Genomic DNA, 18149 nt, shown 5'->3' with positions numbered 1-18149 from the left:
CGGGAGTTCAGGCGGCGTGCTCGTGCACGGCGTGCTCCTGGTGGGTGGCGGGTCGCGGCTCCGGACGGTCCTCCTGATGGGGCTCCCGTCGGGGCTCCTGGTGGGGCGCCGACTCGTCAACGCCCAGTTCGGCCAGCAGCCGGGAGCGCTGCGCGGCGAACCCCGATGCGCCGACGGACCGGGGGCGGTCCAGGGCGACGCGCGTGTCGTACGCGATGAGGCCTTCGCGCATGACCAGCACCCGGTCGGCGAGCAGCAGCGCCTCGTCGACGTCATGGGTGACCAGCAGCACCGCGCAGCCGCGCCGCTGCCACAGCTCGGCGACCAGCCGCTGCGCGGTGAGGCGGGTCAGTGCGTCCAGCGCGCCGAACGGCTCGTCGAGCAGCAGGAGATCCGGTTCCCGTACGAGCGCACGGGCCAGCGAAGCGCGCTGGGCTTCGCCACCGGACAGGGTCTTGGGCCAGGCGCCCGACCGGTGCCCGAGCCCGACCTCCTCCAACGCGCTCTCGGCGACGGCTCGTTCGGGCTTGCCGGGCAGCCCGAGCAGCACATTGCGCCACACCCGCTTCCACGGCATGAGCCGCGGTGCCTGGAAGGCCACGGCCCGCCGCTTTGGCACGAGTACGGTGCCCTCGATGTCCCGGTCGAGCCCGGCCAGGACACGCAGAAGGGTGGACTTGCCGCAGCCGCTGCGGCCCAGCAGCACGGTGAACTCGCCTGCGCGCAGGGTCAGATCGAGCCCGTCGATGACCGGCCGCCCGTCGAAGGCACGGGTCAGCCCCTTGACCCGTACGGCGTCACTGCGCACTTCGGCGTCGGTGGCGTCGGTTGCCACCGGGCCTGCGGTCTCGGTCCCTGACTCTGACTCTGTCTCTGCGGTCACTGGCCGGTGAAGTTCGGTCGCCATTGCAGCAACAGCCTTTCGAGGGAGCGGACGATGACATCGGCGGTCAGGCCGAGGAAGGCGTAGACGACCAGGCAGACGACGATCACGTCGGTACGGAAGAACTCGCGGGCCTGGTTCATCAGGAAGCCGATACCGGCGTCGGCGTTGATGGACTCGCCGAAGACCAGCGCCAGCCAGGCGGTCGCCAGCGAGTAGCGCAGCCCGGTCATCGCCCCGGGAAGCGCCCCGGGCAGTACGACGTGCCGGACCAGTCCCCAGCGGCCGAGCCCCAACGCGTGTCCTGCCTCGATAAGTTGCTCGTCGACGCCACGGATCCCGGCGTAGACGTTGAGGTAGAGGTGGAAGGCCACACCGAGCGCGATGAGGGCGATCTTCGGGGCCTCGCCGATGCCGAGCCAGATGATGAACAGCGGGATCAGGCCGACCCAGGGGACGGTGCGCAGCATCTGCACGCTGGCGTCGACCAGGTCCTCGCCGAGCCGCGACAGGCCCGAGACAAGCGCCAGCGCGGTGCCGATCACGACGCCGAGCAGCAGCCCCACGGCGACGCGCTGGAGCGAGACCCCCATGGCGTTCGGCAGTGTGCCGTCGGCGATCAGGTCGGCGCCGGCCCGGGCGATGGTGCCGGGTGAGGCGAGGATGTCGGGGTGCAGGACGCCGGTCGCGCTGAGCACCTGCCACAGGGCGAGCAGGGTGAGAGGTCCGACGGTGCGGCGCAGCCAGCGGGGTACCGAACGGCGACGGCTGCCGGCGGAGGCGCGGGGTGTGACGGGTTCAAGGTCGGGTGCGGCAGGCGGCGCCTGCGGGGATGAGCCGGATTTAGCAGATATGTCCGGCGGGGCATGGCCGAGGCTCATTGCGGACTCCACGGGCAGGAGGCGGCGCGCCTCAGCTGCCGTGCGCGGCGTTACGGCACGGAGTCGGTGAGGCGGGGCGCAGTGGGGAGAACTGGCGGGAAGCCAGCGGCGCGGCTGGCGCGCGTAAGGATTGAGAAGGCGTCAGCAGCCGCGGCGACACGCGGCGGAGGCCACTCGCAGCAGGTCGATGTGACCGCGCGTAGTGAGTACTACTGAACGCAACATGCGCCAGAAGGTAGCGAGGGGGGTGGGCCATGGTCAATGCCGTCTCGACACATGGACACGCGTTCTTGAGGGGTGGACTCCTCGTACGTGCAGCTCGTACGTGCAGCTCGGACGGGCAGCTTGGACGTGCAGCTCGGATGGACAGCCGGAGTGGAAAGCTCTGCCCGATGCGCGAGGATGGAGGAATGTCCGATGTCTTCACCACCCGCATCCTGCGCGTCACCACCGGTTCGCACGAGACCGTGAGCGACCTGACGCGCGACATCGAGCGGTTCCTCGACGAGGCGGCGCACGGCAGGGACGGCCTGCTCAATGTGTTCGTACCGCATGCGACCGCCGGAATCGCGGTCATCGAGACGGGCGCGGGCAGCGACGACGACCTGCTCGACGCGCTGCGCACCCTGCTCCCTGCCGACGACCGCTGGCAGCACCGCCACGGCAGCCAGGGCCACGGCAGAGACCACGTCCTGCCCGCCATCGTGCCGCCGCACGCGACACTGCCGGTGGTGGGCGGCCGGCTGGAGCTGGGCACCTGGCAGTCCATCTGCCTCGTCGACACCAACAAGGACAACCCCGACCGTCAGGTGCGGCTGAGCTTCCTAGGCTGACGCCGCCGGGTCGGTGGCGCGCTGCCTGCGGTAGGCGTCGGCGCGCCGCACGAAGATCTCGTGCAGGTCGTGCGCCGCGCCGGGCGCGGAGCCGGCGAGGGGGCGCTGAAGCGTCAGGAGGACGTCGGTCGTCGCAGCCACCAGCGGACGGTAGGTGATCACTCCGCAGCGCTCCAACGGGTCACCGACGATCCTGAAGTCCGGCAGGACCGTGGAGCCGAGGCCCTCCGCCACCATCAGCTTGCCCATTTCCGCTCCGTCGGTGGAGTACGAGAAGGCCGGGTCCCGCCCGTCGAGGAGACGGTGGACATAGCGGTGCATGACATAGCCGGAGCGCATCACGATGAGGGGCTCGCTCAGCAGATCGCTGACGCTCACCGAGCTCAGCGCCGTCAAGGGGCTGCCGGTCCGCAGGCAGACCACCGGACGCCCCCGCAGCAGCTCGGTGGTGTGCAGGCCGGGCGGTTTGTCGTCGCCCTGGAGGTAGTTGACGAGGCCGAGGTCCAAGCCGCCCCCAGGAGGTCGCGGTGGATGTCCGACTGCTGGGCGCCGGTCACCTCCACCTGGGTCCCGGCGTGGGACGCGCGGAACTCCTGGATCGTCGGTACGAGCAGGGGAACGGTGGCCGCGTTGACCGTGCCGAGCCGGATCATGCGGCTGTTGCGATGCTGATCGCCGGCCGCGCGGCGCAGCTTGTCGACTGCGTCGAGCACGCCGACGATGTGCGGCAGCAGCTCCCGGCCCTCGGCGCTGATCTTCGCGCCGGAGCGCCGCCGGTCCAGCAGGTCCACGCCGGGGCCTGGCAGCCCTCGCGGGACGCACCGTACGGTTCGGCATCCGTCTGCACGTGATCTCCCGCGACACCGCGCAGCAGGCGTGGGCGCAGGCCCAGCAGCTCCTGGACGGGTTCTCGGACGACGCGGTGCGGGCCGTTCAGGCGGGGCTGGCACTCAGCGAGTCGGAGGGGCAGCGCCGGATGACGGCCCTGCACGGCGGGAGCACCGGCAGCCTGGAGGTCTCACCGAATCTGTGGGCCGGGGTCGGCCTGGTCCGCGGGGGCGCGAGCACCGCGCTGGTCGGCAGCCACAGCGAAGTGGCCGAACGGATCGCGGAATACCACCGGCTCGGCATCGACGAGTTCATCCTGTCGGGCCATCCGCATGTCGAAGAGGCCTACTGGTTCGGGGAGGGCGTGCTGCCACTGCTGGCCGCCGCCGGCCTGTGGACCCACCCCGCCGCGCCTCCCGCGCACCCCGGCGTACAGGTGCCCTTCGCCGCCGGGGTGTCCCGCTGATCCGCCTGTACGCCGGCCCGGACGCTGGTCGCGAGGCTAGCCGCGCAGTACGACCGTGAAGCTGCGGCCGTACGCGCGACGGGTGTTGAAGTCCAGCCGGGTTCCGCCGGGGACCCGGCTCACCCGTACCTCGTCGTCAGAGGTGACCGTCCGCAGCGACCGGCCGCGGATGAGCACACCGACCCGGTCCCGGCCCATGGTCGGGTCCGACACGGCGACCGTGGTCGGACCGTGCCGCTCGCGCTCCACGATCACCGACGCGGGCCCCTCGATGCGCAATCCGGCAGCCTCGTGGCGGCCGGGCGTAAAGGAGTTGGCGGCCGTCAGGCCGAGCCCGGTGTGGGTGACGGCCTGGAGGCGCGGGGTGTTCGCCAGGATCCTCAACGGCCCGTCGCCGTACGATCCGTCGCCGCGGGACCGGTCGCCGTAGGACCGCAGGCGTGCCTCGTCCGCGTTCGGCACCAGGGCGTAGGCGAGGCGGGCGGGCCGGGCTCCGGGCGCCAGATCGCAGGTCACGCCGAGGACGGTACGGGTCACCGGGGTGTCCGGGTTCGACGTACGGACGATCCGGCGACTGCGTGTGACCTCGTCCAGAGCGACCCTCACCCGCGGAGTGTCGAGGAAGAGATAGCCGACAGCGCCGCCCCGCGTGGCGTTGGCGTGGCGCAGCCAGCGGAGATCGGCGGTGCCGGGGCCGGCCCAGGGGCGGCCGTCACGGAGCATCCCGGTGACGGCGAGCCGATCGTCCGGTGCGGCGGTGCGCGCATCGACCGTCGTGGTCACCGCCCGGCCGGCGGCGTCGCCCACCCCGGCGGCGAGCACCACGATCTCGTCGTCGAACAGGAACCACGACTTCGTCGCCGTCGCGTTGCGGTAGGCCACGAAGTCCTCCGGCAGCACACCCGCGGCCTTGTCGCGGTGAGCGACATCGCCGGACTGCACCATGCCGACGGCGCCGTACGCCCCGAGCACCGCCCCGCCCGAGTGCCGCGCGGTGCCGCACGGGAAGTACACGTAGGTGTTCTGCGACGTGGACGAGGAGGTGAAGTTCAGTGGGTGGCCGGGGTTGTCGTAGTACGGCTTCCCGTACAACTCCAAAACCGTGCGCCGTGGTTCGACCGGTGCGGTGACACCCGCGAGGCCGTACGGCGAGACGGTGGTGAAGTAGTCGACGCCGTACGCCCGGGTCTGGTCCTGGCCGGACAGATAGAGGTAGTACGCCCCGTCGCCTTGGAACCACGGCATGAGGTTCTCGCCGTTCATGTACTCGTACTTGCTGATCCGCTCGGAACTGCGGGCCAGCGCGAAGGCGTAACCCGGCCTCCGATGCACGTTCCTGTCCATGGCGTTGAACGCGACGCTGCGGGAGGCGGGGTTGAGATCCACGGGTGGGACCGAGTCGTCGCCGAGGATGTCGGCGTGGCGCACGATGCTCACCGGGGAGACAAAGCCGGCCGGATCGAGGACGGTGTGCGAGGTGGCCCGCAGGTGTTTCACGTAGCTCTTCAGCGCGGTGGCGTCGGCGTCGCTCGCGAGCGAGGAGAGGTCGACGACGGCCTCGACGACCACCGCGACGTCGGTGTAGCCGGTGTCCGTACGCGACACCGCCCGCCCCTTGACGATCTCCATCATCCAGCCCTCGAAGATCAAGGGTGCGAAGCCGTTCCGCACCCAGCCCTGCACGGTCGGTACCAACTCCGCGCCGTGCGCGAAGCCCGTACCGTCGAGGATCTTCAGGGTCTGGACGACACGGGTCAGCAGCCCCTTGCCGTAGGAGCCCGTGTAGGCGACGGAGGCATGCTGGATGAAGGACCCGTCGGCGTAATACCCGTCCGTGACACCGTGGTTGAGGTGGTAGGGGTCGATGGTGGCGAACACGGTCAGCTGATCGGTGAGGGCCTTGCGGACCCGTGACTCGTCGCCGAGCAGGGCGCCCTGCAGGATCCTGTTGGTGGTGATGTCGGCGAGGTTGGCGCCGGTGTGGAAGCGCGAGTCGAGATTCACGTCGCCGTTGATGCCATTGCGCAGGTACGCGTCCATCGAAGCGACGTAGGTCGCAAGGAGCTCCGGACGCTCCGCTCGCACCCGGTCGGCGAGGAGTGCCAGGGTCCTGCTGATGTGCTGGGAGATGCCGATCTCCCAGTGGAACCAGTTGCCGTAGTAGCCCCTGGACTGGTCCCCGTAGTACTTCTCGTGCAGCCTGGCGAGACCGTCAAGTACCCGGCGCTGCACGGCGGGGCTCTGGTGCAGATCCGAGGCAGCGGCGCCCGGCATGCGGGTGGCGAGGGCGATCTCGTACAGCTGCCGGAAGGCGGTGTTGAGGTTGGCCTCGTCGGCGCCGAGCACCAGACCGGCGAACAGCTCGCCCGGGCCCGCGGTGTCCATCGACCTGAGGTTCGCCCGCGCCCTGTTCGTCATGGCGGTGAGCTTGGCGGCCGTCTCCGGCCGGGCGTTGGAATCGGCGGTCCCTGCGAAGACCGCCACGGTGTTGGCCAGGAGACGCGCGCTGTCGGCGGCCACGGCGGCGGCGCTCGCCGGCCGCACGGGGACCACCGCCAGGAGACCGGTGGCGGACAGGGCGGACAGCAGGTGTCTGCGGGTGATCTCCATGGCGTCCTCCGCCGCTGAGACGACACTCCGGCGCGCGGAGTCAAGCAGATGCCCCGACCGGCGGCAAGGGCCGCACGGAGGCAAGCTGAAACCGTACTGCCACTTCAGTCCCAGCGGCCGCGCACACGGGCTTCCGTGCACCATCTCTTGCGCGCAACTCTCGCTGCTCATAGCGGTGTTGGGCTAACGTCTTGGTGGGCAAGGCGTTGCTTTCCCGGGGGAGGGAGCCTGTCATGGGCGTTGTAAACGGCCTCGGCTCGCTGGGGAGCTCGGTGCGAGGACTCGTGCGGGCTCCGGCGCAGCCGCCCCTGTGGACGCGAATCGATCCGTCGCGCGTGGACCGGCCCCTGGAAGGCGGCACACTGGACCCTCGCCGGGACTACTTCGAGATCCGGATCAACCGGCTCCATCTGGCCCACGGGCGCCAGTGGTTCAGCGAATTCACCCCGGTCGTCTTCGCCGCCACCGAGTTCGTCCGCGACGGCGCCGACGCGGTGACCCCTGCGATGGTCGGGCCCGGCCTCATCCAGCGGCACGGCGCCGAAACACCCCTCGGGACGGTGCTCGCCAATACCCGGGTCGCCGGGCCCCACCCCGCACCACCCGGCGGCCTCGCGCTCTCCGTCGTGCTGTACCGGCTGCAGACCGGTGACACCGCCCAGCCGTTCCTCAACGTGATGCAGGGCGCAGCCGGAGCACTCGACCTGGCGGCCGGACTCACCCCGTACACCGCGCTGGCCAAGGTGGTCGTCGACGGGATGAACGCCCTGGTCGGCGGAACCCAGCCGCTGGTCGCGCGGCGGGACGAATTCGAGCCGGGGCTGCGGCCCGCCCACTACGCGCTCATCGGTCCGGAAAGCCGCGTCGACCCGGCCTGCCTCCACATCAGCGAGGGCGAACTCGCCCACTGGTCCGACGGCCGCCTGGTGCCCTTCAGGAGCACGGACTACGTCCTCTACAGCCTCGCCAGGGTGGCGCCGAAAGATGTGGACGTAACGCGCCTTCCGCTGTTCCGCACATGGCAGGACGTCGTGAAACAGGCGACGGAGGCGGTCACCGACGAACGGTGGCTCGGAGCGAAGGCGGCCATGGCGACGCTCATCGGCCAGCTCTACGGCAGCCCCGATCTCACCTGGGAGCACGCCGAGATACTGCAACAGGAATGGACCGAAACCATGGTGGCCCTGCGCGAGAGGGCAGTCGGCCTCGCCCATCTCTCCGACGACCGGACCCCGCTGACCCCGGCACGCTCCCGGGCCCTCGCGGTCCTGGACCTGTAGGGCGGGCGGTCGTGGTCACCTCCACGCTCACCATCCTCAACGACCGGCAGGGTGAGTACGAAGACGACATCCTCTACCGACGCGAGCAGAACAAGCACGTACGCGGCCCGCTCGGCGGAAGCGCGCTGCTTCGCGAAACCGTGAACATGCTGAACCGGTGGGTCGCCGAGTACGAACACTGCCGACGCGACGAACTCACCCTGCTCGGCAGGTGCTTGTACGCCATCGCCTTCGGAGAGGACAGCGACGACACAGCCGATGGTGCGCCGCTGCTGCGCCGGGCCTTCGAGGAGACGTACGAGTTGCATCGCACCACCCTGAGAAGCACCACCTTTCGCCTCCGGCTGATCGTCCGCCGGGAGGCATTGGAACTGGGCTGCTATCCCTGGGAGTTCCTCTTCATGCCCCGCGCGGAAGGCAGCGGCTTCTTCCTCGCCGGTGAGCAGGCCGAGACGGTCCTGAGCAGATACATCCCCAACAGCGACACCGTCCCCTCCGACGAGGACCACAGCCCGCTGCGCATCCTTGTTGTGCTCTCGCGTCCCAGCTCACCCGGCTTGGCCAAGGTGAAGGCGGACAACCTGATCAAGGCGGTCGAGGAACTGCGGTCGGACGAAACCGACGTGGAGGTCGTGGACTCACCGACTCGTACCGAACTGCGGGACAGCATCGTCCGGCGGCCCACCCACATCATCCATTTCATCGGGCACGGCAGCGGCGGGGCGATCGCTCTCAAGAAGGGCGAGCGAGAACTGCGAGCCGCCCACGCCGATCTCTACCTGCGCCGTTCCCAGGGCGAGATGCTGAAGGAGATCGACGAGGCGGACTGGGCCGACAGCGTGTCCCTCTGCACCCTGCTGCGCTCCGGCCTGGACGGTGCCCCGGGGGCTACCGGTATCCGTCCCCGAGGCCGCCTGATTTTCCTGCATGCCTGCGAAGGCGCAGGCATGCACGCTGTCAAGGACTCGCTGCGAAGCTTCAGCAGCATCGCCCGTGACCTCGCCGACGGAGAGCGCGTCGCCGGCGTGGTCGCGATGCAGTACGCGATCGGCATCGAGGACGCCGAACGATTCGCCGTCCATTTCTACTCCCGGCTACGGGCCGGGGACCGCCTCGACGAGGCGGTGAGTCAGGCCAGATGGGAGCTCGGGGGAATGCCGGGGCCCGGCCGCCAGTCATGGGATCACCGGTGTTTCGGCACGCCCGTGATCTATGTCCGTCAGGAGTCCGCAGTCTTCCGGTACGCCTCGGTGCGACGGGACGCCGGATATGGCGGGGGCGGGCAGTTGTCGGCCCCGGTCAAGGCTCCCTGTCCGAACCCCCTGTGCCTTGCCGCGGTCATCACCGGCCAGACGCGGTGCCGCGGGTGCAACTCGCTGTTCAGGAGCTGCCCGAAGGGCGACTGCGCAGGGCTGGTCATGACAGCGCCTGGTTCCGATTGCACCACGTGTGACTACCGGGTTCCCACCCACGAGGAACGCACGGCCGGCCACGACACGGCGCAGCGCTCCGAGCCCTCGGACACCCGCTTCGACACCACGCCCCGCTCGGTCCCCCGCCAGCAGGATGGCCACGCTGACGGGAAGCGGCTTCGGAGCCCCCACCTGCACAGCGGCGGTGACCGTGACATCGGTTACGGGGAAACCCCGGACGATGACGCCGCACCGCGCCGGGAAGCATGATGGCTGCTTCCTCCGACCCCAAGGTCTCCCTGCGGAGGGTCCGGGCCGACGCCTTCCGGGACGCCGCCCTTGCCGAGGCGGACATGCGCCGCGCCGTGGACGCGCTGGAACCGCTGCTCGGCGCTGCGACCGACAGTGCCGACCTGTACTTGATGCTGGATCAACTCAATGCTCAAGCCGCTGAGTTGGTAGGAGATGCGCTGCTTCCGGTGCTCGACACAGTACGCAGCCGCGTCCTGGAGATCCTGCGTCACACCGTGACCGAGTCCGTACGCGCCGCGCTGGCCGTGAGCCCGGAGGCCGGACGGCACGCATGGCTGAGCTGCTACGCCGAGGCGCTGATGAGCTTCCGCGAACCGCTCACCCGGCACCTGTTCGACGCGCGCCTGTCGGTCGCCTTCCCGGACGCCGACCGCCTGGCGCAATTGGCCGGATGGACCGATGACCTGCACGGCCAGCGGTGGGCCCGGGTCCGTCCGCTGCTGGACTACCTGGTCGGTGCCTCGCAGTACAGCACCCGGCTGAGGGTCAACCTGCTGGTATCGGCCGGCGAGGTGGCGCTCTACTGGCAGGGGGACCGGGCCGGTGCCAAGCGCTGTTTCGACATCGCCATGGAGGTGGGCCCGAAGGAACCGAGGGCCTGGGAAGGAACAGGCGACTATTTGCGGGCGGAGGGAGATCTGGACGGCGCCGAGCAGGCATTCCGGCAGGCCGTCGAGGTGGCTCCGGAAAGCGGAACCGCGCATCGGCGGCTCGGTGAAGTGGCCGAGGACCGTGATGACCTCGAGAGTGCCGAGCGGCACTATCTGCTCGCCGTCGCCAACAGGGCGTGGAATTCCGACGGTCACCGGGCTCTGATCGCGTTCTACAGCCACCCCAGGATGTACGAGCGCCGCAAGGGCCGGATAGCTGCGCTCGCCGCCCAGGCCAACGCTGCGGAGCCTGTGTACCGGTACGACACCCTGGTTTTCCTCGGCGCGGCGTACCGCGACAACAGGGAGTTCGAACTGGCACGGATGCAGTTTCGCGCGGCGATCTATCTGCACCCGCAGCGGTCCGGCGCTCGTACGGCACTGGCCGATCTGTACCGTCTGGAAGGCGACTTGGAGCGCGCCGAGCGGGATTGCCGGTGGGTGCTCGGGCAGGAGCCCGGGTACTGGCCCGCCGTCTACCAGCTCGCCAAGATCTGCGAGGACCGCCACGACTGGGAGCGTGCCATCGCCCATTACGAGCGGACCCTGGCCTACCGTCCGCCGTACATGGAGCCGGACGTCTACGGCGGCATCGCCATGGCGCACCTCGGCGCGGAGCGCCAGGCGCAGGCGGCCGCAGTCGCTCTGGACGGCCTGCGTGCGATCCCCGGCAGCGCCTATCTGCTCCAAGTGGCGGCGGAGATCGCGCAGCGCATGATCGAGGCAGAGGGGGAACAAGCGGCCGAGCAACTCCTTCGCCAGGTAAGGGATGTGAAGGGCGAGAGCTACGAGGCGGAGTACCAGCGCAGCCGTGGGCAGCTGTACTACGAACACGGTGACTTCCCCCGCGCCGCGACGGCATACGAGCGGGCGATTTCCGCGGACGCCACCCGTGCCGACTACCACCGGGACGTGGCCCGTGCCTACCGGGACGCCCACGACTGGAGCCGTGCGCGGGAGGCCCTGGAGCGGGCTCTCGAACTCGACCAGGACGAAGAGCTGTACCGGGACGAGCTCGGCTCCCTCCTCAATCGGGAGGCCAACCGGCTGAGTGAGGAGGGTCGTTATGCCGAAGCTGCCGACGGCTACCGGGGCGCGTTGGAGCTGCTGCCCGACGACGCCGTGATCCACTCCAACCTGGCGCTCGTCCTGGAGTGGGGGAGGTGGCCGGGCAGGATGGCCGTCACGCTGCGCGAGGCTGTCGCCGCGATCACCCGGGCCGAGGAGCTGTCCGGCGACCCCGGGTACAAGGTGCGCCGCTCCAAGCTGGAATGGCTGGAGGGGCTGGTCGGGAGGTACGGCGAACTGGTCGCGACGCCCGCGATGGGTATCCCGGTCCGGGTTGCCATTTCCCGCGATCTGGTTCCGCTGGTCGATCCCGCGGAGGGGGGCCGTACGTTCATGTACGAGGATGTGCCCGTCGCCCGGGACCGGGTGCGGGAGGAGATCGGCTACCCACTTCCGGGCTTCCGATTCCGGGACGACCCGGACCTGGGGCCCGGCGGCTTCACCGTCAGCATCCATGAGGTCGAGGTGGCTCGGGGTGCGGCCGAGGACGAGAGCGATCTGCTGGAGCAGGTGGTGGCCGTGGTACGGCGCCACGCCTGGCGGCTGCTGGGAATCGATCAGGCCGAGCAGTGGCTGGCCGAAGCCGCACCCAGCCTCGCGCCGCGCGCCCGCCTGGCCGCCACCCGCGTCCTCAGGGCGCTGGCCAGGGACGGTGTGCCGCTGACCCCACGGGTGGCGGAGTACCTGGTGGGCAGCGAAGAACTCAAGAGTGCGCCGGCGCCGATCGTGCGGCAGGTGCGACTCGCTCTGCGGGACACCCTCCCGGGCAACGCCGAGGGAACCGCGTCGGCCCCGGTGCCGCAGTGGCTGGAGGCGAAGGCCCGGCAGCTCCCGCTGGGGTCAGCGGATGAGCACAGGCTCGCCACCGACCTCCGCAGCCTCCTGCCTCCCGGCGCCCGGACCACCCTCGTCACCTCCGAGTCGGAGCTGCGCCCCTGGTTGCAGCGGTTCACCGAAGGAGCCATCGGCCCCGGACAAAGCCGATGCGCCGGTGTCCTGGAGCACATCGAAAGGGCGGATGATGGCTGACTCCACCCGACTGCCGGTCACCGTTTCGGTGCGCGGGCCGTTGGCCCAGCGACTGAAGCCGGGCCAGGGCGCCGAGAAATGCACACAGGAGATCGCTGCCCGGGTGGACCAGGTGCTGGCCGAGTTGGGACTGGCCGGGAGCGCGGACGTACGAACCGACCTCGCGTGCGGGGGGCCGCAGCCGGCGCCGGAGGACTGGATCGAGCTGCGCGTACTCGGCAGGCGCTGCCGCTATCCGGCCGAGCTGCTGGCCCAGTTGGCTGCCGCGCTGGAGGGTCGGCAGGCCGAGAGCCTGCGTTCGCCGGTGCGGGAGGAGTGGCTGGACGGTGGGCCGGCCGGAGATCGTGCGGCCGTGCTGATCGGGGCGCTCTGCGCCGAGGCGGTCAAACTGCGTCCGTCCGTCCTCCTCGGACCTGGGCAGGTAGCGGCGTCGGCCGAGGCACTGCACCTGTCCGAGGTCTCGCCGGGCTGGCTGGACAGAGTCCTCGCGGACCTGCTGGATCGCGGGATCGGGATCGGCGAGGTGGCGTCGCACGGTCCCTTGGTGCAGGAGGGACAGCAGGCGGGAACGCACGCTGTGAGTGAATCGCTCACGTCCGCGCTGTCCGCCTCCTCGCTGGAGGTGCTGGTCCCGCAGGACATCGCTCCGCTCCTTGGCAAGGGGGACCTGGGGGACGACGCCGATCTGCTGGGACATGTGGCCGCCTCCCTGTTCGAGGGAAGCGGGTTGCTCGTACCGTCGTTTCGAGTGATGTCGTCGGAGAGCCTCCCGGCCGGTTGTTTCGCCTTCCGGCTGAACTCCCTGCTCACCGCGCCGACCGCGGCACTCGGGCCGCAGGAGATCCTGGTGAACGACACCTCCGAACGGCTCGCCCTGCTGGGGGTGGAGGCCCGCGCGGTGGTCAACCCGGCCACCGGCGGCCCCGGGGCGCTGGTCCCGGCCTCCGACGCGCAGCGGCTTGAGGACGATGGCCTGACCGTCTGGACCAGAGAAGGCCACGTGGTGCTCTGCCTGGGGCAGGAGCTGCGCCGCCGGGCCGGATGGCTGGTCCACCAGGACAAGGTGCAGGCCCAACTCGACGTTCTGGAGGAGGTACTGCCCGCCGTGGTGGGTGCCGCGCGCGCCCGTATCGACGCCGCAGAACTGGCCGTACTGCTCCGGGCCCTGGCCGCCGACGGTATTTCGCTGGGCAACCTCCCGCCCGTACTGGAGCGGATCATCGACGCCGGCTATGTGTCTCCACGGCCCGATTCCGGCCGTTTCCTGCTCCTGGACGATCCGGTGACCGCAGCCCGTACGGGACCCGGGGCGGGCCCCGGCGATCCGGCCTGGCTGGAGGTTTTCGTACGCACCGGCCTGAGGCGTGAGATCGCTGCCCAGCGTTCGGTGAACCGGGACACCCTCGTGGTCTATTTGCTGCACTCCGAGATCGACCAGTTGCTGCGGCAGCAGTTCTGCGAGGAGACGCAGGACAGGGTGATCGAGGCGGTCCGGGCCGAACTGGCCCTGCTGCCGGTTACGGCGCAAGTGCCGGTGATCCTGACCGACGACGACATCCGCCCGGTGCTGGGACAGTCGCTGGCCTGTGTGCTGCCCCGCGTGGGTGTGGTGGGTTACGGAGATCTGCCGCCGGACTTCAATATCCAACCGGCGAGCCGCATCGAACTCATCGGAAGGACGCCACCATGAGTGCTGGAGCGGGTGAGGAGCCGCGCCTCGGCTGGTACGGGCGGTGCCCGTGCGGGGGCACCTACGAGGAGCGGTGGGTGGACGTGCGTTTCACCGACCCTCACGGATCCTCCGGCCGGTTGACGGACGTGCCCCAGGGTGCCTGCGTGCTGTGCGGATCACGGGTCTACAAACTGGCGGTCCTGCAGCGGATCGAGGGCGCGTTCAAGGGCGCGCTCACGGACGAAGCCCAGTGAACACGTGCTCTTGCCAGAGCAGTTGAACCACTGGATATGCTCAGGTGGCTCTGCAAGTGACCCTGTTCGGAGGCCATACGACCATGCCTGATCAGCGAGTTGTCATCGTGACCGGCGGAGGCACAGGCATCGGAGCCGCCACCGCTCGGCTGCTCCGCGAAGCCGGACACCAGGTGGTCGTCTCGGGGAGGCGGCCCGAGCCGCTGCGCCGGCTCGCCGAGGAGACCGGCGCTCTGGCGCACCCCTCCGACGCCGCCGATCCCGACGCCGTCGTCGACCTCGTCGATGCGGCCGTGTCCGCCTACGGGCGGCTGGACGGGCTCGTGCTCAACGCGGGGATCGGGCGCAGCGGCGCGGTCGGTGCCCTGTCGGTCGAGGACTGGGAGAGCGTCATGCGTACCAACCTCACCGGGCCCTTCCTGCTCCTGCGCGCCGCGCTCCCACACCTGTTGGCGGCGCGCGGCTCGGTCGTCGCGGTCGCCTCCGTGGCCGCGCTGCGCAACGGGGTGGGCAACGCGGCGTACGCGACCTCCAAGGCCGCGCTGCTCCAGCTGTGCCGTTCGCTCGCCGTCGACTACGGCCCCCAGGGTCTGCGGGCCAACACCGTGTGCCCCAGCTGGGTGCGTACCGAGATGGCCGACCGGCGAATGGAGCGGTTCGCGCAGGAGGCGGGGCTGGGGGACGGCGGGGCGGATGCGGGGTACGAGGAAGCGACCCGGCTGACTCCCGCGCGGCGACCCGGTGAACCGCGTGAAGTCGCGGAAGCCGTCGCATGGTTGCTCTCGCCCGCCGCGTCCTTCGTCAACGGAGCCGTGCTCACGGTCGATGGTGGGGTCACGGCGCTCGATCCCGGGACGGCCGCGTTCGACTTCCGGATCGAATCGCGTGGTGGGGACGGGAGTTAGAACTCCGCAGGCGTGGCAGGTGCGGCCGGGGGATTCCGGACAGCTTTGGAATGTGAGCACAGCCACGTCGGTCGGGGTGTGGCAGGAAATTCTTCACGAGATCGTCGCATCTTCCGCAAGAAATCCTGATAGAACGCCGTTTCGCCACCAGGACAGAAAGATCAACTTCGTTCAATTCTGCACTTCGTGTCCCGGCCTGTCCGTATAGCGGTGAACCGACCCGCTGCGACTACTGCCTACCGGACGTATGGCTGTAGGCATATGCCAGGACGGCTCACCGGGTTGCGCGGGCTCTGACCAAGCCGAAGGCGCTACCGGTGACATGCCGTCAATGACGAGGATGCCGAGGCCGTTTGCCTCCGGGTCCACCGAAACGCAGTCATATCTGGGGGCTTTTCCATGTCTCAACTCACCCGCCGTCGCGCCCTGGGTGCCGCAGCGACCGCTCTGACCGGACTCGCTGTGACGGGCTTCGCGCGGACGGCCGGCGCGGCCGACCCGCGGACCACCGGGCAGCACCCCGAGGACCACTCGGGACACTCCGGACACGATGGGCCGCAGCCGTTCAGCGAGACCTTCCAGGGGCGCCGCATACAGGGCGCGCCGTCGGACGGCGGAGGCCATCACGGGGGGCACGGGGGCGGCTACTCCGTGCGGATCGACGGCGAGGAACTGCACGTCATGCGGAACGCGGACGGCACATGGATCAGCGTCGTCAACCACTACGAGACGTTCGCGACCCCGCGCGCGGTGACCCGCGCCGCCGTGGTCGAGCTTCAGGGCGCCCAACTCGTCCCGCTGGCCTGATCCCGCAACGCGTCCAGTGACGCATCACGCGACGCATCACGCGGCGCGTCCCGAATCGCGCGATTCCGCCGTCCGTTTCCACAACCGGGGAGCACTCTCATGACCGTACGCAAGAACCAGGCGAACCTCACCACGACCGAGAAGCGGGCCTTCGTCGACGCGCTGCTCGAACTCAAGCGCAGCGGCCGGTACGACACGTTCATCACCACCCACAACGCCTTCATCATGAGCGACACCGACAACGGGGACCGGGTGGGCCACCGGTCGCCGTCCTTCCTGCCCTGGCACCGCAGATTCCTCATACAGTTCGAGCAGGCGCTCCAGGCCGTCGACCCGACCGTCGCACTGCCCTACTGGGACTGGACGGTTGACCGCACCGCCGCCGCCTCCCTGTGGGCGCCCGACTTCCTCGGGGGCACAGGACGCAGCAGGGACGGGCAGGTCACCGAGGGGCCGTTCGCCTTCGGGGGCGGCAGATGGCCGGTCACGGTGAGGGTCGACGGGCGCGGCTTCCTGCGCAGGGCCCTCGGATCGGGTGTGCCGCAGCTGCCGACACGCGTCGAGGTCGACTCCGTGCTCGCCATGCCCACGTACGACACCGCGCCCTGGAACAGCTCGTCGGACGGGTTCCGCAACCACCTGGAGGGCTGGCGCGGCGTCAACCTCCACAACCGGGTGCACGTCTGGGTGGGCGGTCAGATGGCCACCGGCGTCTCGCCCAACGACCCGGTGTTCTGGATGCACCATGCGTTCATCGACCGGCTCTGGGCGCAGTGGCAGGCGCGCCACCCCAACTCCGCCTACCTGCCGGCCGCGGGGACGGCCAACGTCGTGGACCTCCATGACGTCATGCGCCCCTGGAACGACGTGACGCCGGCCGACATGCTGGATCACACCAAGCACTACACCTTCGACACCGCGGCGTAACTAGAAAGCCGACGGCACGGGCGCCGGCCGGCGGAGCCAGTCGTATGCCGCCTGCGCGGTGAACTCGCCCTGCCCGCCGGGGAAGAGCAGCTCGGCCGCGGTGAACGCCGGGTCGCCCACGGCGGCGCGCACATAAGGGACGGCGATGCAGCGCATGCCCGCCGCGCGCGCCGCCGCCGCGCCGGGCGCGGCGTCCTCCAGGACCACACAGTCCGCCGGATCGGCGTCGATCCGGCGGGCGGCCTCCAAGAAGATGTCGGGTGCGGGCTTGCCGTACGGGACTTCCTCGGCGGAGACCGCGGTGGTGATCAGCGCATCGAGGCCGGTGCCGGCGAGCACCGCCTCGATGGCGGCGCGGGAGGAACCGGACGCCACGATCATGGGAGTTCCGTCGGCGTGCAGCCGCTCGACGAACGTGAGCATCTCGGGGAAGACCTCGGTCGACGCGCGGGCCAGCTCCAGGTAGAGCCCGTTCTTCCGGGCCAGCATCTCCTCCAGCGGCGCCTCGATCCTGTACTGCTCACGCAGGACCTCCAGGGTCTCGCGGGTGCTGATGCCGATGAAGCGGGCATGCTCCTCCCAGCTGAAATCCGCGACACCGTACTGGGTGAGCAGCCGCCGGCCCGCCTCGTAGTAGTTCGGCTCGCTGTCCACGAGAGTGCCGTCGAGATCGAAGATGACCGAGATGCCGCGCGGAGTGCTCATACCCCCAGCATGCCAATCCGGTGATCAACGTGACGTACCGGCCGGACGGCGTCGAGTGTGCCCATGCGTCAACGTGACGTACCGGCCGCCCTGCCCACCGCCTCGACCAGCGGAAGCAGCCGGTGCGCGACCCGCTCGCGCAGCGCCACCTCCGTGCGGGTGCGCACCACGCCGGGGAGCTGGATCAGGTGCTGGATGATGTCCTCCAGGTGCCCGTTGTCGCGCGCCGCCACCCGTGTCAGCAGATCACCTCCGCCGGTGATCGAGAACGCCTCGATGATCTCGGGAACGGCCGCCAGGGCGTCACCCACCTCGTCCAGATGCCCCTGGGTCACCTCGACGTGGACGAAGGCCAGCACGGGGTGGCCGAGTGCGGCGGGGGACAGGGAAGGGCCGGTTCCGGTGATCACACCGTCTCGCTCCAGCCGGTCCAGCCTGGCCTGGAGGGTGCCGCGGGCAATGCCGAGGACGCGGGCGTATTCGCGCACGCTGCTGCGCGGCTGCTCGATGAGCAACCGCAGGATGCGGGTGTCGAGCTCGTCCACTGCCATGATCCGTTGGTCTCCCTGTGGCTCGACTGTTGCGGCATTTACTGTACCAATGGCCCAGTGCTGGGGAGCTGAGTTG

Annotated in this window: 15 protein-coding genes and 2 pseudogenes; 10 read left to right on the top strand and 7 right to left on the bottom strand. The window is 69.9% G+C overall.

Annotated elements, in window-relative coordinates; translation table 11 throughout:
• Positions 1–7 precede the first annotated feature (7 nt).
• From ABCR94_RS27120 to ABCR94_RS39210, 3 genes are all read right to left on the bottom strand, one after another.
• Positions 8–907 (bottom strand): ABC transporter ATP-binding protein, encoded by a 900-nt coding sequence (locus tag ABCR94_RS27120; RefSeq protein ID WP_347122656.1) that lies wholly within the window; start codon positions 905–907, stop codon positions 8–10.
• Positions 880–1764: an ABC transporter permease gene (locus ABCR94_RS27115; protein ID WP_347122655.1), complete on the bottom strand. Its 885-nt coding sequence runs from the start codon at positions 1762–1764 to the stop codon at positions 880–882. Before ABCR94_RS27115 ends, ABCR94_RS27120 begins: the two co-directional genes overlap by 28 nt.
• 141 nt (positions 1765–1905) lie before the next feature.
• A complete protein-coding gene (locus ABCR94_RS39210; protein ID WP_434600287.1) occupies positions 1906–1989 on the bottom strand; it encodes a putative leader peptide in 84 nt (27 codons plus the stop codon).
• A 185-nt stretch (positions 1990–2174) separates the two neighbouring features.
• On the opposite strand from ABCR94_RS39210, the gene ABCR94_RS27110 reads away from it, so the two are divergent.
• Positions 2175–2597: a secondary thiamine-phosphate synthase enzyme YjbQ gene (locus ABCR94_RS27110; RefSeq protein ID WP_347122654.1), complete on the top strand. Its 423-nt coding sequence runs from the start codon at positions 2175–2177 to the stop codon at positions 2595–2597.
• Here the strand turns inward: ABCR94_RS27110 and ABCR94_RS27105 are convergent.
• A pseudogene (locus tag ABCR94_RS27105) lies at positions 2589–3427 on the bottom strand (substrate-binding domain-containing protein); the annotation flags it as partial. The gene ABCR94_RS27110 and the pseudogene ABCR94_RS27105 sit on opposite strands and share 9 nt — an antisense overlap.
• Here ABCR94_RS27105 and ABCR94_RS27100 point away from each other — a divergent pair.
• Positions 3391–3891 (top strand): annotated as a pseudogene (locus tag ABCR94_RS27100) (LLM class flavin-dependent oxidoreductase); the annotation flags it as partial. The pseudogenes ABCR94_RS27105 and ABCR94_RS27100 overlap by 37 nt on opposite strands.
• Before the next feature lie 36 nt (positions 3892–3927).
• Here ABCR94_RS27100 and ABCR94_RS27095 read toward each other — a convergent pair.
• On the bottom strand, positions 3928–6501 hold the full coding sequence (locus tag ABCR94_RS27095; RefSeq protein WP_347122653.1) for a polysaccharide lyase family 8 super-sandwich domain-containing protein: 2574 nt from the start codon (positions 6499–6501) through the stop codon (positions 3928–3930).
• A 233-nt stretch (positions 6502–6734) separates the two neighbouring features.
• Here ABCR94_RS27095 and ABCR94_RS27090 point away from each other — a divergent pair, with 233 nt between their 5' ends.
• The 8 genes from ABCR94_RS27090 to melC2 all read left to right on the top strand — a co-directional run bounded on the left by ABCR94_RS27090 (position 6735) and on the right by melC2 (position 16817).
• Complete coding sequence (locus ABCR94_RS27090) at positions 6735–7781, top strand: hypothetical protein (protein ID WP_347122652.1); 1047 nt, start codon at positions 6735–6737, stop codon at positions 7779–7781.
• A gap of 11 nt (positions 7782–7792) precedes the next feature.
• The gene (locus ABCR94_RS27085; RefSeq protein WP_347122651.1) at positions 7793–9463 is read left to right on the top strand and encodes a CHAT domain-containing protein; all 1671 of its coding nucleotides are present in this window, start codon (positions 7793–7795) and stop codon (positions 9461–9463) included.
• Positions 9463–12252 carry a tetratricopeptide repeat protein gene (locus ABCR94_RS27080; protein WP_347122650.1) on the top strand — a complete coding sequence of 930 codons (2790 nt, stop codon included), beginning with the start codon at positions 9463–9465 and terminating at the stop codon, positions 12250–12252. The genes ABCR94_RS27085 and ABCR94_RS27080 overlap by 1 nt, the downstream gene beginning before the upstream one ends.
• Positions 12245–13942 carry an FHIPEP family type III secretion protein gene (locus ABCR94_RS27075; RefSeq protein ID WP_347122649.1) on the top strand — a complete coding sequence of 566 codons (1698 nt, stop codon included), beginning with the start codon at positions 12245–12247 and terminating at the stop codon, positions 13940–13942. The genes ABCR94_RS27080 and ABCR94_RS27075 overlap by 8 nt, the downstream gene beginning before the upstream one ends.
• Positions 13939–14178: a hypothetical protein gene (locus ABCR94_RS27070; protein ID WP_347122648.1), complete on the top strand. Its 240-nt coding sequence runs from the start codon at positions 13939–13941 to the stop codon at positions 14176–14178. The genes ABCR94_RS27075 and ABCR94_RS27070 overlap by 4 nt, the downstream gene beginning before the upstream one ends.
• Before the next feature lie 83 nt (positions 14179–14261).
• Positions 14262–15083 carry an SDR family NAD(P)-dependent oxidoreductase gene (locus ABCR94_RS27065; protein ID WP_347122647.1) on the top strand — a complete coding sequence of 274 codons (822 nt, stop codon included), beginning with the start codon at positions 14262–14264 and terminating at the stop codon, positions 15081–15083.
• 399 nt (positions 15084–15482) lie between these two features.
• The gene (gene melC1 / locus ABCR94_RS27060; RefSeq protein ID WP_347122646.1) at positions 15483–15890 is read left to right on the top strand and encodes an apotyrosinase chaperone MelC1; all 408 of its coding nucleotides are present in this window, start codon (positions 15483–15485) and stop codon (positions 15888–15890) included.
• A gap of 99 nt (positions 15891–15989) precedes the next feature.
• Positions 15990–16817 carry a tyrosinase MelC2 gene (gene melC2, locus ABCR94_RS27055; RefSeq protein WP_347122645.1) on the top strand — a complete coding sequence of 276 codons (828 nt, stop codon included), beginning with the start codon at positions 15990–15992 and terminating at the stop codon, positions 16815–16817.
• On the opposite strand, the gene ABCR94_RS27050 is transcribed toward melC2, so the two are convergent.
• Positions 16818–17522 carry an HAD family hydrolase gene (locus ABCR94_RS27050; protein WP_347122644.1) on the bottom strand — a complete coding sequence of 235 codons (705 nt, stop codon included), beginning with the start codon at positions 17520–17522 and terminating at the stop codon, positions 16818–16820.
• A gap of 68 nt (positions 17523–17590) precedes the next feature.
• Complete coding sequence (locus ABCR94_RS27045; protein WP_347122643.1) at positions 17591–18073, bottom strand: Lrp/AsnC family transcriptional regulator; 483 nt, start codon at positions 18071–18073, stop codon at positions 17591–17593.
• Positions 18074–18149: the final 76 nt, after the last annotated feature.

The organism is Streptomyces changchenzhani, from assembly GCF_039766235.1.
Classification (GTDB): Bacteria; Actinomycetota; Actinomycetes; order Streptomycetales; family Streptomycetaceae; genus Streptomyces.
This window is presented reverse-complemented; position numbering and strand designations above follow the sequence as displayed.

Bases quoted from the DNA above. Each gene is read 5' to 3' on its own strand.
- ABCR94_RS27070 (WP_347122648.1), top strand. From the start codon at position 13,939: ATGAGTGCTGGAGCGGGTGAGGAGCCGCGCCTCGGCTGGTACGGGCGG.
- ABCR94_RS27095 (WP_347122653.1), bottom strand. From the start codon at position 6,501: ATGGAGATCACCCGCAGACACCTGCTGTCCGCCCTGTCCGCCACCGGT.
- melC1 (WP_347122646.1), top strand. From the start codon at position 15,483: ATGTCTCAACTCACCCGCCGTCGCGCCCTGGGTGCCGCAGCGACCGCT.
- melC2 (WP_347122645.1), top strand. From the start codon at position 15,990: ATGACCGTACGCAAGAACCAGGCGAACCTCACCACGACCGAGAAGCGG.
- ABCR94_RS27110 (WP_347122654.1), top strand. From the start codon at position 2,175: ATGTCCGATGTCTTCACCACCCGCATCCTGCGCGTCACCACCGGTTCG.
- ABCR94_RS27075 (WP_347122649.1), top strand. From the start codon at position 12,245: ATGGCTGACTCCACCCGACTGCCGGTCACCGTTTCGGTGCGCGGGCCG.
- ABCR94_RS39210 (WP_434600287.1), bottom strand. From the start codon at position 1,989: ATGTTGCGTTCAGTAGTACTCACTACGCGCGGTCACATCGACCTGCTG.
- ABCR94_RS27120 (WP_347122656.1), bottom strand. From the start codon at position 907: ATGGCGACCGAACTTCACCGGCCAGTGACCGCAGAGACAGAGTCAGAG.
- ABCR94_RS27090 (WP_347122652.1), top strand. From the start codon at position 6,735: ATGGGCGTTGTAAACGGCCTCGGCTCGCTGGGGAGCTCGGTGCGAGGA.
- ABCR94_RS27115 (WP_347122655.1), bottom strand. From the start codon at position 1,764: ATGAGCCTCGGCCATGCCCCGCCGGACATATCTGCTAAATCCGGCTCA.
- ABCR94_RS27045 (WP_347122643.1), bottom strand. From the start codon at position 18,073: ATGGCAGTGGACGAGCTCGACACCCGCATCCTGCGGTTGCTCATCGAG.
- ABCR94_RS27050 (WP_347122644.1), bottom strand. From the start codon at position 17,522: ATGAGCACTCCGCGCGGCATCTCGGTCATCTTCGATCTCGACGGCACT.
- ABCR94_RS27080 (WP_347122650.1), top strand. From the start codon at position 9,463: ATGGCTGCTTCCTCCGACCCCAAGGTCTCCCTGCGGAGGGTCCGGGCC.
- ABCR94_RS27065 (WP_347122647.1), top strand. From the start codon at position 14,262: ATGCCTGATCAGCGAGTTGTCATCGTGACCGGCGGAGGCACAGGCATC.